We start from the raw sequence: 14,156 nt of genomic DNA on the forward strand, positions 1-14,156 counted from the left end.
GCGTGCTTTGGGCATGCGGCGTGCTTTGGGCATGCGGCGTGCTTTGGGGATGAGAGCGCGGTTTGGTGGAACCGTACTAGTAGCCGCCGCTTAGGTCCCTTGGGGACCGGCGCGGCCGGACGATCCTCCCCGCTGCGCGAGCCGCATCCATGAAAATCTTCCAGTGCCAGGCCTGCGACCAGCCGGTCACTTTCGAGAGCACGGTCTGCCAGAGCTGCGAGCGGCGGCTCGGCTATGTCTGCGACCGGCACGCGGTCTCGGCGGTGGAACCCTGCGGCGAGGACGCGCGCGGCCCGTTGTTCCGCGCCTACGCGCATCCGGGGCGCAAGTACCGCTTCTGCGCCAACGCCGCGCACGACGCCTGCAACTGGCTGGTGCCCGAGGACCTCGACGAGCCCTACTGCGTCACCTGTCGCCACAACCGCGTGGTGCCCGACCTCGCGGTGCCGGCCAACGTCGCGCGCTGGCGCCAGATCGAGGCGGCCAAGCGGCGGCTGTTCTACTCGCTGCTGCGGCTCGAACTGCCGCTGGTGACGCGGGCGCAGTATTCCGACGGGCTCGCCTTCGACTTCCTGGTCGATCCGGCCGAGACGCAGTCGCCCGGACCCCCCGTCATGACCGGCCATCTCGACGGGCTGATCACGCTCTCCATCGCCGAGGCCGACGACGTCGAGCGCGAACGGCGGCGCAAGCTGTTCGGCGAGTATTACCGCACGCTGCTCGGGCATTTCCGCCACGAGATCGGCCATTACTTCTGGAACCTGCTGGTGCGCTTCGACGCGAGCCTGCCGCTGTTCCGGGCCCTGTTCGGCGACGAGAGCGTCGATTACGGCCTCAGCCTGCAGCGCTACCACGCCCATGGCCCGGCGCCGCACTGGGAGGAATCGTTCGTCTCGGCCTATGCCACCGCTCATCCGTGGGAGGATTTCGCCGAGACCTTCGCCCACTACCTGCACATCGTCGACACGTTGGAGACGGCGAACGCCTTCGAGATCCGGGTGAAGCCCAAGCACCGGGCGGGCGCCGACACGACGGGTGCGGTCACGGTCGATTTCGACCCCTACGAGACGCCGGACTTCCAGCGGATCGTGGAGGCGTGGATTCCGCTGACCTACGCGGTCAACTCGCTCAACCGCTCCATGGGCCAGCCGCCGCTCTACCCGTTCACGCTGACGCCCGCGGTGATCGCCAAGCTCGCCTTCGTCCACGAGCGCATCTACGCCGCCCGCCTGCCCGGCGGGATGGAGGTGGAGAGCGCCGAGATGCTCAAGGCGGTGATCGCGGGGCTCCGTCAGCGCGTGGCCGCGCCGACGGTTTAGACACCCAGGCCGTCATTCCGGGGCGCGAAGCGAACCCGGAATCCACGACTGGCCGCGACGGTTCGACTTCGACCGGGCTTCCCGCATCACGGGTGGATTCCGGGTTCTCGCCTTCGGCGAGCCCCGGAATGACGGGGTGAGGGTCTCACTCCGCCGGCTGGGCGGCCTTCGGCGCGGCGGGCTTCGGGGCGGGCTTGCCGGCCGGCGCCGGGCCGGCGGTGCCGGTGGCGGTGGGGCCGTTGGCGGCGGCGGCCGTCGCGGGCTTCGGCGCCCACTCGGCGTCGGCGCGCGGGCCGGTCGGGCTGTTGGTCGGGCCGGCGAGCTGGCCGGGGGCGAGGTCGTTGACGCGCTTCCACGTCTGCGACTGGCACAGGAAGGCGATGAGACAGCCCTTGACGGTCAGCTCCTCCGGCTCCTCCGACCACACCGTCACGTCGTAGAACTTGCCGTCCTCGGCGTTGTAGATCTTGCCCTCGTAGCGGGCATCCTCGTTGAGCTTAAGCCCGAGGATGAGCTGGTGGCCGAGCGAGGCGCGGGCGCGCTTCTTCGGGTCGGGATTGCGGAAGTCGATCCGCGGCTTGCCCTCGTCGTTGTTGGGCACCTTCAGCCACACCGCGTAGCCGCACAGGTTCTTCTCCTGCGGGCCGCACTTCTCGACGCGGATGCGCGCCTTGCCGTCCTGGGTCAGCCACGTGCCCGACGGGTCCCGGTGCGGGGCCGCCAGGGCCGGGGCCGCGACCAGGGTCGCGAGGGCGGCGAACGCGCCGGCGCGGAGCAGCGCGCGAGCGGAGGCGAAGGCGGCGATCGGTTCAAAGGTCATGCAATCATCCCCGTTCCGGGACGGCGGGCCGCGCCGCGCGTCACCGACATGGCTCCGGCCTCAGGGCCGGACGGCGGCAGGCCGATTTTCACGGCCCGTTGCCTTCTGGCCGCAGCCATCGAACGGGAAGGTGACCGGATCATGACCGCTTCACGGCCTTCCCGGAGCAAATCTTTCGGGGCACTCGCCCCGATTCCTAGGTTGGCCTCAGTCACCGGCGCCCGCCTCCGCGGGCTTAGGCTTTCGCTCCGCTCGACGCCTCGGCTGAAAGCCGAGGCCCGCCAAGTGGGATGTTCTGGGCGGCGCTCTTCGCGCCGTGAAGCCGCTGACGCGGCTTCGAGCGACGGCATACGCTCCGCACCACGCGAAAGGGGCCGGCGCGCTGGCGCCGACCCCTTTCCGACGATTCCGTCGGGGAGAAGAAATTACTCCGCCGGGGTGACGTCGGCGGTGAAGTGGCCGCACCAGTCCTTGGAGGCGACCACCGGCCACAGGCCGTGGCCCTGCGGCTCCGGCTGGCTCACCGGCGGGTTGAAGCGGCACAGGCCCTCGTCGCCCGAGGCCTGGCCGGCATTGGTCTTGTGCTCGTCGAAGAAGCGGCAGCTCTGGCAGGCGGCGTTGTTGCTCGACATGGCTCTCTCCGATGTTCGCGGCGCCCGGCTCGGAACCGATCCGCCTTCGAGTTTTTAATTAGAGCGGTTCCAGAGAAGCGTCAAGCAGTTTAGAACGATTCCGGTTTGTGAGCCGGGGAAGCAGCGGGCGCCGCTCGGCTTTCCTTGTTTCGGGGGCTCGGCCGCCGTCCGCGCCAACCCCGTCATCGCGAGGCGAAACTGACCCGATCCAGGGCGCGTCGTTTTCAGGGAAGGCGAGCCTGTGCCGACGAAACGGCACGGGGGAGGCTCATCCGGACCATGCGGAGCGCTGGATTGCTTCGGCTTCGCCTAGCAATGACGGCGGAGGGTTCGCGGCCACCGCTGAGAGGCGGAGACGCTGAGAGGCCGAGACGGGGAGAGGTGGTGGGCACGGTGCCCCGGTTCTCCCCCGGTGCGGGGCTCGCGGGCGAGTGCGCAGGAACCGGTTTCGGCCGCGCCGTCCCGCGACAACCCCTTAAGATCCGGTTAACGTCGGCCCCGCTCTTGCACGAAAATCCCGTGCGGGGGCCGGAAGAGGCGACGATGGATCGTTCCGGGACGCGAGACGGTGCCGAATCGGACAACGGCCGCACGGAGGCCGGCCGCGCGCTCGTCGCCGGGGTGCCGGCCGGCCCGGCGCCGCGGGTCCGCGGCGGGCGCCCGCTCGCGGAATTCCTGACCCAGCTCATCGTCAGCGCCGATCCCGGCCTGCGTCCGGCGCGCCTGGAACGCACGAAGGCCGCGGTCGCGCTCTACGCGCGGGCCGCGGCCTTCGAACGGGGCTGACGCCCCGCTTCGTCTACCGAATGGATCGGCGCCGAAGCGCCGGGTCGATCAGGCTTCCGCCGACTTCACCTTCATGACCTGACGGCCGCGGTACATGCCGGTCTTCAGGTCGATGTGGTGCGGACGGCGCAGCTCGCCCGAGTCCTTGTCCTCGACATAGGTCGGGGCCTTGAGGGCGTCGGCGGAGCGGCGCATGCCGCGGCGGGAGGGGGAAGTCTTTCGCTTCGGAACGGCCATGGGAGCACCTCAGGCTAATAGGGCGCCCGAGGGATCCTCATCCGAGGATCGCCGACGGCACCACGTGCGTGACGGAGATTCGAGGCGGGCTGTATAGCGACACCGATGCCGACTGGCTAGTCGTTCCGGATGCCTGTCCTACGCAAGCCGCATCAAGGTGTTGCGGCGATGGCGGTGGCTTCCATCACCGGGGCGGCGGGGGCTTTGCGGGCGACGGTGACGGGGCGCGCGACGGAGGCCAGCACGGTCTCGGACGGGCGGCGCGGTGGCAGCGGCACCTCGACGGCGTCGGTCAGCTGGACGGCGGGGGCGGCGGCCTGCGCCGGGGCGGGGGCGGCGGTGTAGGCGACGGGCGCGGCGGCGGCCTGGACGGCGGCGACCTGTACCGGGGTCGGCGCCGGCTCGGCGGCGCCGGAGAGGGCGGCGGGACGGCGCGGCGGCAGCGGCACCTCGACGGCGTCGGCCGGGGCGGTGGTGGGGGCGGCGTAGGCCAGCGCCTGCGTTCCGGTCGTCGGCGCGCTGCCGCGGAGCGCGAACAGGCCATCGAAGCCGTTGGCGGACTTGGCGGAAGAGGCGGCGACCGTCGTGGTCTGGGCCGCCTCTTGCGGCACGTCCGATTCGATGCCGAGGCGCTTGGCGACGTAGTAATAGCCGCGGTTGTAGTAGCGATAGGCCTGTTCGAGATCGCCCTGGGCGGCGCGGTAGGCGCCCGCGAGGTAGGCGATGCCGTATTTGAGGTTGGTGTTCGGGTCGTAGAGCCCGGCGGCGTCGCCGCTGTAGCCGAGGCCGCGGGCGGTGGCGTGCTTGATCTGCATCAGCCCCAGGGCCGAGCCGCCCTTGGCGCGGGCGTTGTAGTTGCTCTCGCGCTTGACCACCCGATGCACGAAGGCCGCCGGCACCTTGTAGGCGCGGGCGTGCTCGGCGATCAGCGCATCGATGTTGTCGCGGCCCGACACCGAATCGGTCGCCGCCTGGGCGAGGACCGGCGCCGGGACGGCGGCGGCAAGCAGGGCGGCGAGGATGAGGCGCATGGGAGACCCGTGGTTTTTTCTACGGCTCAGTTTGTGCCCCCACGGGTCGGGTCGAAATGAGGCGGGAACGTGGATTTGCGGGGTTCAGGGCCCCCGCCCCGGCCCCTATCCCCGCCCCTGTCGCCGGAATGGCACAGCTTCGGTCGTGCTCATGCGGTGCCGCGCAACCTGTGCGGATTCACACCGCGGCCAGAACGAATCGCTCGATGGCCTCGGCGAAGCCGTCCGAATCGTTGTCGGCGGTGACGTGGGTCGCCGCCGCCCGCACCGCCGGATCGGCGTTGCCCATGGCGATGGAGAGACCGCTCGCGCGGAACATCGCCACGTCGTTGCCGGCGTCGCCCAAGGTTGCGATTCGCTCGGGCGGGAGGCCGAGGCGGCGCCCGAGGTCGCGCACGAAGCCGCCCTTGTCGGTGCCCGGCGGGGTCACGTCGAGGTAATAGGCCTGCGAGCGATGCACCGCCGCCTGGGCCCCGAGGTCGGCGGCGAGGGCGGCCTCGATCCCGGCGAGGCGGGCGTGGTCGCGGCTGACGCCGACGATCTTGGCGGCCTCGTCCAGCAAGGGCGCGAGGTCGGCGACCACCGTCGGCTCGGCCTGGAGCGTGCGCCGCTCCAGATCGGTGTAGGGCGCGGACGGATCGCGCAGGTGCCACGCGCCGCGGGCGAACACCCAGGCATCGATCCCCTCCGCCTCGAACCGGGCCACCGCCTCGCGCGCCGCCGCTTCCGGGATCAGGGCCTCGGACAGGATCGCGAGGTCCGGCCCGCAGACCGTGCTGCCGTTGAAGGCACCGAGCGGCAGGCGCAGGTTCAGGGCGGAGACGAATTGTTTCAGCCCGACCGTCGGGCGGCTGGAGGCCAGGGTGAAGCCGATCCCCGCCGCATCGAGCCGGCGCACCGCCGCGACGGCTTTGGGGGTCAGGCTCTTGTCGGTGGTCACCAGGGTGCCGTCGACGTCCGAGACGACGAGGGCGATGCCCGAAGGGTTGTCCATGCCGGTTCCTATCCGCAGAGATCGCCGGGGGAGCGCCCGAGCCGGGCGGCGACCGCCGCCACGATGGCGTCGGGTCCGTCCTCGATGCCGACGACGATCGCCTCGTCGGGCCCCGGCGGCTCCAGGGCGGCGAACTGGCTGTCGAGCAGGGCGGACGGCATGAAGTGGCCGCGGCGCGCCGCGATCCGGCGGCCGATCAGCTCGCGGCTGCCTTCCAGGAAGACGATGCGCACGTCCGGCCGCCCGCCGGTCAGCGTCCGGCGGTAGCCGCGCTTGAGCGCCGAGCAGGCCACCACCCCGCCCTCCCCGGTCGCGAGCTGCCGGTCGATCCAGGCGCGGGTTCGTTCGAGCCACGGCCCGCGGGCGGCGTCGTCGAGGGGATGGCCCGCCCGCATCCGGGCGATGCTCTGGGCGTCGTGAAAGTCGTCGCCGTCGGCGAAGGGCAGGCCGAGGCGCTCGGCCAGCAGCGAGGCCACGGTGCTCTTGCCCGAGCCCGACACGCCCGTGACCACGAGCACGATCGCGCCGTCCTCGGCATCAGCCATGCGGGGCTTCCGCGCGCCCGCGCGCGCGGTCTTGCCGGTCCGCGTCGAGCACGCGGTCGAGCAGGCGGCGGGGCCCCAGCGTCATGTCGAAGAAGTCGTACTCGCCCGGGAGGTCGTTCGCCATCAGGAACTGGAAGTGCATCCGGAACGGCCGGAACCGGACCCGCTTGTAGGTCTCGGGCGAGATGATCTCGCGGAAGCGCGCCGAGCGGATTATCGGGTTGGCCACGACCGCGCCGGGGGGCAGGCCGAGATCGAGTTCGGCCGAGGGGTTGAAGCCCGGAAAGTTCATCCAGTCCTGCGGCGCGCCGTAATCGACCCAGACGAGGTTCCGGCTCGTGACGAGGCCGGCGATCTCCGCCCGCAGCCGCCGCGCCCGCGGCTGCAGCGCCACCAGCGGCAGGCCGGAGCCGAGGGTGACGAGCCCGAGATTCGGACCCTCCGGCCCGCCGAGGCCGGGCGCGCGGGCGAGCATGCGGGCGGCGGTCTCGACGGCGGTGAGCGCGCCGGAGGAATGGCCGACGATCAGGATCTCGTCGGGCGGCGTCTCTTCTTGAGTAAGCGCCGCCAGGCGGGCCAGCGCGTGGTCGGCGAAGGCGTCGAGGCGGCGCTCGTAATCCGGGCGCCAGCCCTGGCCGTGCTGCCAGTTGAACACCCAATCGTTCAGCAGCTGCCAGAAGAAGATGCGGTTGAGCGCGGCCTCCATCGCGGCGAGCAGCGCCAGCCCGACGACGAGGCCCGCCGGTACCGTGACGAGGGCGGGAAGGCCGAGACCCAACGCACCGCCCTCCCCCAGGGCGGCATGGACCGCATACGCCACCGCGCCCGCCACGGCCGCCAGCATCAGCAGCATCACGAAGGGGTAGAGGATGACGTTGCCGTACTTCCAGTGCAGCCGGTAGAACGCCACGAACAGGCCCCGGACCAGCGTGTCCGCGGTGCCGGCGAGCAGCAGGCCCGAACTCGCGATCTTTGAGCGGGCGAAGTCGCGGCCGACGATGTCGTCCCACAGGAGCACTTCGTAGGTGGTGTCGGCGCCGTCCGTCTGGGGATGGGCCGCGACGCGCCAAGCCTGCACCAGCGGCTCGCCCCCCGGATCGCCCGACAGCGGCACGAGTTCGGCCCGGCCGATCTCGCGCTTGGCCTGCCCGAACACCTTGGCGTAGCGGGTCAGTTCGCGCACGAACAGCAGCCGGTAACGGCTGCGCGCCTCCGGATCGTAGCCCGGGACATAGAAGACGTGCCGCCGCGCGACCCGTCCGGGGCGCGGCTCCGGCACGCCGGGCGGTGTGTGGCTGAAGGACGTCGACATCCCTGCCCTGTGCGACGGCCGCTCGGAGCGGCCGGAAGGAACTGTGTGGCGATCCGCCTAACCCAATCGCGTCGCGCCCGGCAAATCGCGCGGGGCCTGAAATTTGCCCGGGAGGGATGTGAGCAGCGGGGATAGGCGTGCGGCGGGTGCGGTCGCGGGGTCGGTGTGGCGGCATCGCCACGGACAGCTTGGCCGCTTTCGGAGTAGGCACGTCGTGAGACAAACCGTCAGGCGAACCTGAATGCGCGTCACTGCAACTCTCCTCCTCACCGCGCTCGCGGTGTCGGGGTGCTCGGTGCTCCCGACTTCGGGGCCGACCGCGCGGGCGATCGACGGCGGAGCCGACATCGCCACCGCCGAGGGCCTGCTCGCCCGCTACGAGATCATCGACGTCGATCCGGCCATCGTCGAGGCCCTGCGCACGCGGCCCCTCGACAGCCTGCTCGTCACCTTCGGCGACAACCGCCCGGCCGCCGAGCCGCTGATCGGCGTCGGCGACGCGGTCGCCGTGCAGGTGTGGGAGGCCGGTTCCGGCGGCCTTTTCTCCGGGCCGCTGGTGGCCGACCGCTTCTCCGCGGGCTCCAAGTCGGCCATGATCCCCGAGCAGATCGTCGGGCCCGACGGCGCGATCTCGGTGCCGTATGCCGGCCGGATCAAGGTCGCGGGCCGCCGTCCGCAGGACGTGCAGACGCTGATCGAGAGCGAACTCGCCGGCAAGGCGATCCAGCCGCAGGTGCTCGTCACCGTCACCAAGCCGGTGTCGCAATCCGTCACCGTCACCGGCGAGGGCGCGGTGGGCACGCGCGTGCCGCTCGTGGGCCGCGGCGACCGCCTGCTCGACGTTATCGCGCTGGCCGGCGGCATTCGCACGAACGTGTCCGAGACCTTCATCCGGCTGTCGCGGGGCGGTCGCACCGTCACCGTGCCGATGAGCACGATCGTCTCGAACCCGCGCGAGAACATCTTCGTGCGCGCCAACGACACGCTGACGCTGGTGCGCGACCCGCAGACCTTCCTGTCGGTGGGCGCGGTCGGCTCCACCACCGAGATTCCGTTCGGCGCCGAAGGGCTGTCCATGGCGCAGGCGCTCGCCCGCGCCTCCGGCCTCAACGACGGCCGGGCCAACCCGGAGGGCGTCTACATCTTCCGCTACGAGCCCGCGGGCGTGGTGCGGCGGCTTCGGCCGAACTCGCCGCTGCTGGCCTCGCCGCAGGTGCCGGTGGTCTACCGCGTCAACATGCGCGATCCGCAGAGCCTGTTCCTCACCCAGTCCTTCCGCATGCGCAACCGCGACCTGCTCTACGTGTCGAGCGCGCCGTTCTCCGAGGTCGCGAAGGTGCTCAGCGTGGTCTCGACCGTCGCCTCGCCGGTCGGCTCCGCCGCGGGCATCTACCGGATCACGCAGTAAACCCCGCCGTGGCGGCCATCCTCGCGGTCGCGGGACTCGCCCGCGAGGCCCGCATCGCCGCCGGACCGGGCGTCGAACCGGTCCAGGCCGGCGGCCGGCCCGACCGGCTGCGGGCCATGCTGGCCGAGCGACCGACGGACGACGTGCGGGCGGTGGTGAGCTTCGGCATCGCCGGCGGGCTCGATCCGGCGCTGGCGCCCGGCGACGTGGTGGTCGCCGAGGCGGTCTGGGCCGATACGGGCGCGGGTTTTTCGCGACGCCCGACCTCGGCGATCTTGCTCGCCGGTTTTCGCCGACGCCTGTCGGCGCTCGGGTCCCGGATGGTGGTGGCCGATCTCGCGGGCGTCGAGGCCGCGGTGATGTCGCCCGAGGGCAAGGCGGCGCTCAGGGCGCGCACCGGGGCGGCGGCGGTCGATATGGAGAGCCAGGTGGCGGCGGCCTTTGCCGCGGCCCACGGCCTGCCCTTCGCGGCGATCCGCGTCGTGTGCGATCCGGCCGAGCGGGCGCTGCCGGCCTTCGCGGCCAACGCCCTCAAGCCGAACGGCGACCCGGATGTCTTGGCGGTGTTGTCCGCCCTCGCCCGACGCGAGGCGAAGGTCGGCGAGTTGGTGCGCCTCGCCCGCGATTCGGGCGAGGCGTTCCGGTCTTTAGGCCGCGCTCGCGCGCTTCTGGGTCTCGCGCTTGGTGTCGACGCCTGAAGCTTTGATCTCGGACAGCTTCTGGGCGACGTTGCGGGAGAACACGAACTCGGCCGGGCGCTGGTTCTCGAGGCTGACCTCCGGCGCCATGTCGCCTTCCGTCTTGATGCCGCGGATGGCGTGCAGCACCGGCTTCCAGGGCTTCCTCACGGAATCGACTACCGAGGACGCCTCGTAGCCCGAATGGACCATGCAGTCGGCGCACTTCTCGTAGTTGCCGGTGCCGTAGGCGTCCCAGTCGGTCTCTTCCATCAGTTCCTTGAAGGTCGCGGCGTAGCCCTCGCCCAGCAGGTAGCAGGGCTTCTGCCAGCCGAACACCGTGCGGGTCGGGTTGCCCCAGGGCGTGCAGTGGTAGGTCTGGTTGCCGGCCAGGAAGTCGAGGAACAGCCCGGACTGCTGGAAGGTCCACTTCTCGCGGCCCTTCTCCTTGCCGTGGCGGAACACGCCGCGGAACAGCTCCTTCGTCGCCTTGCGGTTGAGGAAGTGCTGCTGGTCCGGCGCCCGCTCGTAGGCGTAGCCCGGCGAGACGGTGATGCCGTCGATGCCCATGCGGGTCACCGAATCGAAGAAGTCGGCGATCTTGTCCGGCGAGGAGTTGTTGAAGAAGGTGCAGTTGATGGTGACGCGGAAGCCCATCTCCTTGGCCTTGGCGATCGCCGCCACGGCCTTGTCGTAGACGCCGCGCTGGCACACCGAGCCGTCGTGCATCTCCTTGTCGCCGTCGAGATGGATCGACCACGTGAAGTAGGGGCTGGGCTTGTAGTCCTTGATCTTCTTTTCCAGCAGCAGCGCGTTGGTGCAGACGATCGCGAACTTCTTCTGCGCGATGATGCCCTGGACGATCTGCGGCAGATCCTTGTGGAGAAGCGGCTCGCCGCCCGCGATCACGACCACGGGGGCGCCGCACTCGCGCACGGATTCGAGCGCCTCGTCCACGGGCAGGCGCTTGTTCAGGATCTCGTCGGGATAGTCGATCTTCCCGCAGCCGGCGCAGGCGAGGTTACAGCGGAACAGCGGCTCCATCATCATGACGAGCGGGTAGCGCTTGCGCCCGGTGAGGTGCTGCTTGAGGATGTAGCCGCCGATCTTCGCGACGTACCGAATGGGGATTCCCAAGGTGCGGCTCCTTTGTTGTGGCCCCAGGCTTTGCCGGGTTGATTAGCGAAAGAAGGACTGGAATTCCAGTGATCTAGGCTGGAACCGTTCGGATTGGGCACCCTGAGGCGCGTAAAAAGCCTGACTGTGGCAAGCCGGTTTCCCTGATCCCCCCGCGGGGAGCGGGAAGACGCCCGCGCTCGAAGCGGCGGGACGGGAATGTCCTGCCCTTTTCGCGGCTCTGCGGCGGATGTTTGTCGGCTTGGCCGTAGGATCGAACGCTGACGGGCTTGTTTCATCCCCCGATCTGGGTGCGGTGCGGTATCGCACCGCACGGATTGGGGAATGCCGAGCCGGGTCACGATTCCGCGCTTCCGTTGCATTCCGGGACCGGGGCCGGTACGAAGCGCCCCAAAGGCACGAATGCCCGGTGCCGCGCGCCGGGCCTGATTCGCGTCGTCCGGGTCCGCCCGGCACTTTCCGTTCCGAGGGCTCGTCCGGGCTCACGATCCGAATTCGATCCGGCAATGGCCGCCTGCCGGGATGCGGGACGCTTCCCGAACCCGTCGCGGGTGGGGGCCGGATCGTCAGGGCAGGCAGGGTTCTACGTGATCGAACGTCTCGTCGCGTTTTCCGTCAGGCGCCGCTGGTTGGTTCTGGTCACGGCGGCGATCCTCACGGTCGCGGGCGTGGCGGCGGCCGCCCACCTCTTCCGCATCAACACCGACGTCGAGCGGCTGATCGACCCGAGCGTGCCGTGGCGCCAGGACGAGATCGCCTTCGAGAAGGCGTTCCCCCAGCGCACCAACCTCGTGGCCGCGGTGATCGACGGGCAGACGCCCGAGATCGCCGAGGAGGCCGCCGCGCGCTTCGCCGACGCCCTCAAGACGCATCGCTCCGAGATCGAGACGGTCTACCGCCCCGACGGTGGCCCGTTCTTCGACCGCAACGGCTTGCTTCTGATGTCCCAGCAGGAGCTGGAGCAGACGACGCAGCGCCTGATCGAGCAGCAGGGCCTGCTCGGGCCGCTCGCCGCCGACCCGTCGTTGCGCGGCGTGATGCGGGTGCTCTCGCTCGGCGTGAAGGGCGTGAAGAGCGGCGACGCCAAGATCGACGACCTCACCCAGCCGATGACGCAGATCGACGACACCCTGCGCAAGGTGCTCGCGGGCGAACGCGCCCGGATGTCGTGGCAGACGTTGCTCGCCGGCGGCAAGACCCAGGTCACCGACACCCGCAAGTTCGTGATGATCCAGCCGGTGCTCGACTACAACGCGCTGGAGCCCGGCCGCGAGGCGACCCAGCTGATCCGCCGGATCGCCGCCGAGCAGAACATCGACGCGGCCCACGGCCTGCGCATCCGCCTCACCGGCCCGGTCGCGGTCGCCGACGACGAGTTCGCGACGCTCGCCGACGACGCCTTCCTCAACTACTCGCTGACCACCGCCGCCATCGTCCTGTTTCTGGCACTCGCCCTCCACTCGGCGCCGCTCGTGGTCGCCGTGCTGATCACCACGTTTGCCGGCCTCATCGTCACCGCGGCGCTGGGGCTCGCCATGGTCGGCGAGCTGAACCCGATCTCGGTCGCTTTTGCTGCCCTGTTCGTGGGGCTCGGCATCGATTTCGGCATCCAGTTCGCCGTGCGCTACCGCGCCGACCGCTACGAGACGGGGGATTGCGACACCGCGATCCGCGCCGCCGCCCGCGGCGTCGGCTGGTCACTGACGCTGGCCGCCGTGTCGCTGCTCGCCGGCTTCTTCGCCTTCCTGCCCACCAAGTTCCGCGGCGTGTCCGAACTCGGCCTGATCGCGGGCGTCGGCATGATCGTCGCCTACCTGTTCTCGCTGACCCTGCTGCCGGCGCTGATCGCGGTGTTCAACCCGCGCGGCGAGAAGCGGGCGGTCGAGACCACGTGGATGGCCGGCGTCGATCACTGGATCATCGAGCACCGCAAGTATGTGCTGATCTTCGTCGGGCTCATCACGGTCGCGGGCATCCCGCTGCTGCTGAAGCTGCCGTTCGATTCCAACCCGATGCACCTGCGCAGCCCGAAGGTGGAATCGATCGCCACCTATCTCGACCTGATCAAGGACCCGGCGACGAGCCCCAACACCATCGACGTGCTGGCCCCCGATGTCGCCGCCGTGCCGGCGCTGAGCCAGCGCCTGCTGAAGCTCGACACGGTGGCGGAGGTCCACTCGATCGACACCTTCGTGCCGCGCGACCAAGACCAGAAGCTCGCCACCATCCAGGAGACGGCGCAGCTCTTGGCGCCCGCGCTCAACCCGAGCCGCAAGCCCCCGCCGCCGACCGACGCCGACAACGTCAAGGCGATCCGCGAGACCGCCGCCGCGTTGAAGACCATCGCGGGCGGCAACGATCCCGGCAACAAGGCCGCGGATCGGCTCTCGGCCACCCTGGAGACGCTGGCCTCGGCCCCGGCCGAGAAGCGCGAGGCGGCGAGCGTGGCGCTCACCACCGACCTCAAGACGCTGATGAGCCGCCTCTCCGGCCTGCTCGACCCGAAGAAGATCACGCTCGACAACCTGCCCAAGCAGCTCAAGGCCGAGTGGGTGACCGCCGACGGGCGCGCCCGCATCGAGGTGCATCCCAAGGGTGATTCGAACAACGACGAGGTGCTGCGCCGCTTCGCCAAGGAGGTGCAGACGGTCGATCCGCACGCCACCGGCGCGCCGATCGCCACCACGGAATCGAGCTACACCATCCTCGGCGCCTTCGTGCAGGCGGGCATCACGGCGCTGGTGCTGATCTTCATCATCCTCTCGGTGGCGCTCCGCAAACCCTGGGACGTGGCGATGACGCTCGGGCCGCTGGTGCTGGCGACCCTGTGGACGCTGATGGCGCTCAAGGTCATCGGCATGCCGCTGAACTTCGCCAACATCATCGCCCTGCCGCTGATGCTGGCGGTGGGCGTCGCCTTCCACATCTACTACGTGATCGCGTGGCGGGCGGGCGTCGTCGACATGCTGGCCTCCAGCCTGACGCGGGCGATCTTCTTCTCCGCGCTCACCACCGGCACGGCCTTCGGCTCGCTGATGCTGTCGAGCCATCCGGGTACGGCCAGCATGGGCGAGCTGCTCGCGCTGTCGCTATTCTTCACCCTGCTCGCGGCCTTCTTCGTGGTGCCGGCCTTCCTCGGCCCCCCACCCAAGCACCCCGACGCCAACCGCCCCGAGGGCGAGGCGGCGGCCGTCCCGCCGGGCACGGTCGCCCGCGAGACCGCGGCGGTGAAGTAGGTTCCTTTCGACCCTCCGAAAC

The 14,156-nt window shown here is 70.4% G+C and carries 13 protein-coding genes; 5 read left to right on the forward strand and 8 right to left on the reverse strand.

Going from position 1 to position 14,156, the window contains the following annotated elements:
• The first annotated feature begins 149 nt into the window (after nucleotides 1–149).
• Nucleotides 150–1,319 carry a zinc-binding metallopeptidase family protein gene (locus AAHG03_RS23360; protein ID WP_342153604.1) on the forward strand — a complete coding sequence of 390 codons (1,170 nt, stop codon included), beginning with the start codon at nucleotides 150–152 and terminating at the stop codon, nucleotides 1,317–1,319.
• Nucleotides 1,320–1,464: 145 nt separating this feature from the next.
• Here AAHG03_RS23360 and AAHG03_RS23365 read toward each other — a convergent pair whose 3' ends face one another.
• Together AAHG03_RS23365 and AAHG03_RS23370 are read right to left on the reverse strand one after the other, a co-directional pair.
• Nucleotides 1,465–2,139 carry a DUF2147 domain-containing protein gene (locus AAHG03_RS23365; protein WP_342153605.1) on the reverse strand — a complete coding sequence of 225 codons (675 nt, stop codon included), beginning with the start codon at nucleotides 2,137–2,139 and terminating at the stop codon, nucleotides 1,465–1,467.
• Between the two features lie 425 nt (nucleotides 2,140–2,564).
• Nucleotides 2,565–2,771 carry a hypothetical protein gene (locus tag AAHG03_RS23370; protein WP_342153606.1) on the reverse strand — a complete coding sequence of 69 codons (207 nt, stop codon included), beginning with the start codon at nucleotides 2,769–2,771 and terminating at the stop codon, nucleotides 2,565–2,567.
• A 543-nt stretch (nucleotides 2,772–3,314) separates the two neighbouring features.
• On the opposite strand from AAHG03_RS23370, the gene AAHG03_RS23375 reads away from it, so the two are divergent.
• On the forward strand, nucleotides 3,315–3,557 hold the full coding sequence (locus tag AAHG03_RS23375) for a hypothetical protein (protein ID WP_342153607.1): 243 nt from the start codon (nucleotides 3,315–3,317) through the stop codon (nucleotides 3,555–3,557).
• A gap of 48 nt (nucleotides 3,558–3,605) precedes the next feature.
• On the opposite strand, the gene rpmF is transcribed toward AAHG03_RS23375, so the two are convergent.
• From rpmF to AAHG03_RS23400, 5 genes are all read right to left on the reverse strand, one after another.
• Entirely contained in the window at nucleotides 3,606–3,794 is a 189-nt protein-coding gene (gene rpmF / locus AAHG03_RS23380; protein WP_056245039.1) for a 50S ribosomal protein L32, read from the reverse strand.
• A gap of 152 nt (nucleotides 3,795–3,946) precedes the next feature.
• Nucleotides 3,947–4,825 carry a transglycosylase SLT domain-containing protein gene (locus AAHG03_RS23385; protein ID WP_342153608.1) on the reverse strand — a complete coding sequence of 293 codons (879 nt, stop codon included), beginning with the start codon at nucleotides 4,823–4,825 and terminating at the stop codon, nucleotides 3,947–3,949.
• Between the two features lie 178 nt (nucleotides 4,826–5,003).
• Nucleotides 5,004–5,819 (reverse strand): Cof-type HAD-IIB family hydrolase, encoded by an 816-nt coding sequence (locus AAHG03_RS23390; protein ID WP_342153609.1) that lies wholly within the window; start codon nucleotides 5,817–5,819, stop codon nucleotides 5,004–5,006.
• An 8-nt stretch (nucleotides 5,820–5,827) separates the two neighbouring features.
• A complete protein-coding gene (locus AAHG03_RS23395; protein WP_342153610.1) occupies nucleotides 5,828–6,364 on the reverse strand; it encodes a gluconokinase in 537 nt (178 codons plus the stop codon).
• Nucleotides 6,357–7,676 carry an alpha/beta hydrolase gene (locus AAHG03_RS23400; RefSeq protein ID WP_342153611.1) on the reverse strand — a complete coding sequence of 440 codons (1,320 nt, stop codon included), beginning with the start codon at nucleotides 7,674–7,676 and terminating at the stop codon, nucleotides 6,357–6,359. The genes AAHG03_RS23395 and AAHG03_RS23400 overlap by 8 nt, the downstream gene beginning before the upstream one ends.
• Nucleotides 7,677–7,917: 241 nt before the next feature.
• On the opposite strand from AAHG03_RS23400, the gene AAHG03_RS23405 reads away from it, so the two are divergent.
• The gene (locus tag AAHG03_RS23405; RefSeq protein ID WP_342153612.1) at nucleotides 7,918–9,084 is read left to right on the forward strand and encodes a polysaccharide biosynthesis/export family protein; all 1,167 of its coding nucleotides are present in this window, start codon (nucleotides 7,918–7,920) and stop codon (nucleotides 9,082–9,084) included.
• 8 nt (nucleotides 9,085–9,092) lie between these two features.
• On the forward strand, nucleotides 9,093–9,782 hold the full coding sequence (locus AAHG03_RS23410) for a phosphorylase (RefSeq protein ID WP_342153613.1): 690 nt from the start codon (nucleotides 9,093–9,095) through the stop codon (nucleotides 9,780–9,782).
• Here the strand turns inward: AAHG03_RS23410 and hpnH are convergent.
• Nucleotides 9,732–10,898 (reverse strand): adenosyl-hopene transferase HpnH, encoded by a 1,167-nt coding sequence (gene hpnH / locus AAHG03_RS23415; RefSeq protein WP_342153614.1) that lies wholly within the window; start codon nucleotides 10,896–10,898, stop codon nucleotides 9,732–9,734. The two genes, AAHG03_RS23410 and hpnH, sit on opposite strands and share 51 nt — an antisense overlap.
• Nucleotides 10,899–11,485: 587 nt before the next feature.
• Here hpnH and AAHG03_RS23420 point away from each other — a divergent pair.
• Nucleotides 11,486–14,134, forward strand: a complete 2,649-nt coding sequence (locus AAHG03_RS23420) for an MMPL family transporter (protein ID WP_342153615.1) — start codon at nucleotides 11,486–11,488, stop codon at nucleotides 14,132–14,134.
• Nucleotides 14,135–14,156 lie beyond the last annotated feature (22 nt).

This window comes from Methylorubrum subtropicum (assembly GCF_038442325.1).
GTDB lineage: Bacteria > Pseudomonadota > Alphaproteobacteria > Rhizobiales > Beijerinckiaceae > Methylobacterium > Methylobacterium subtropicum.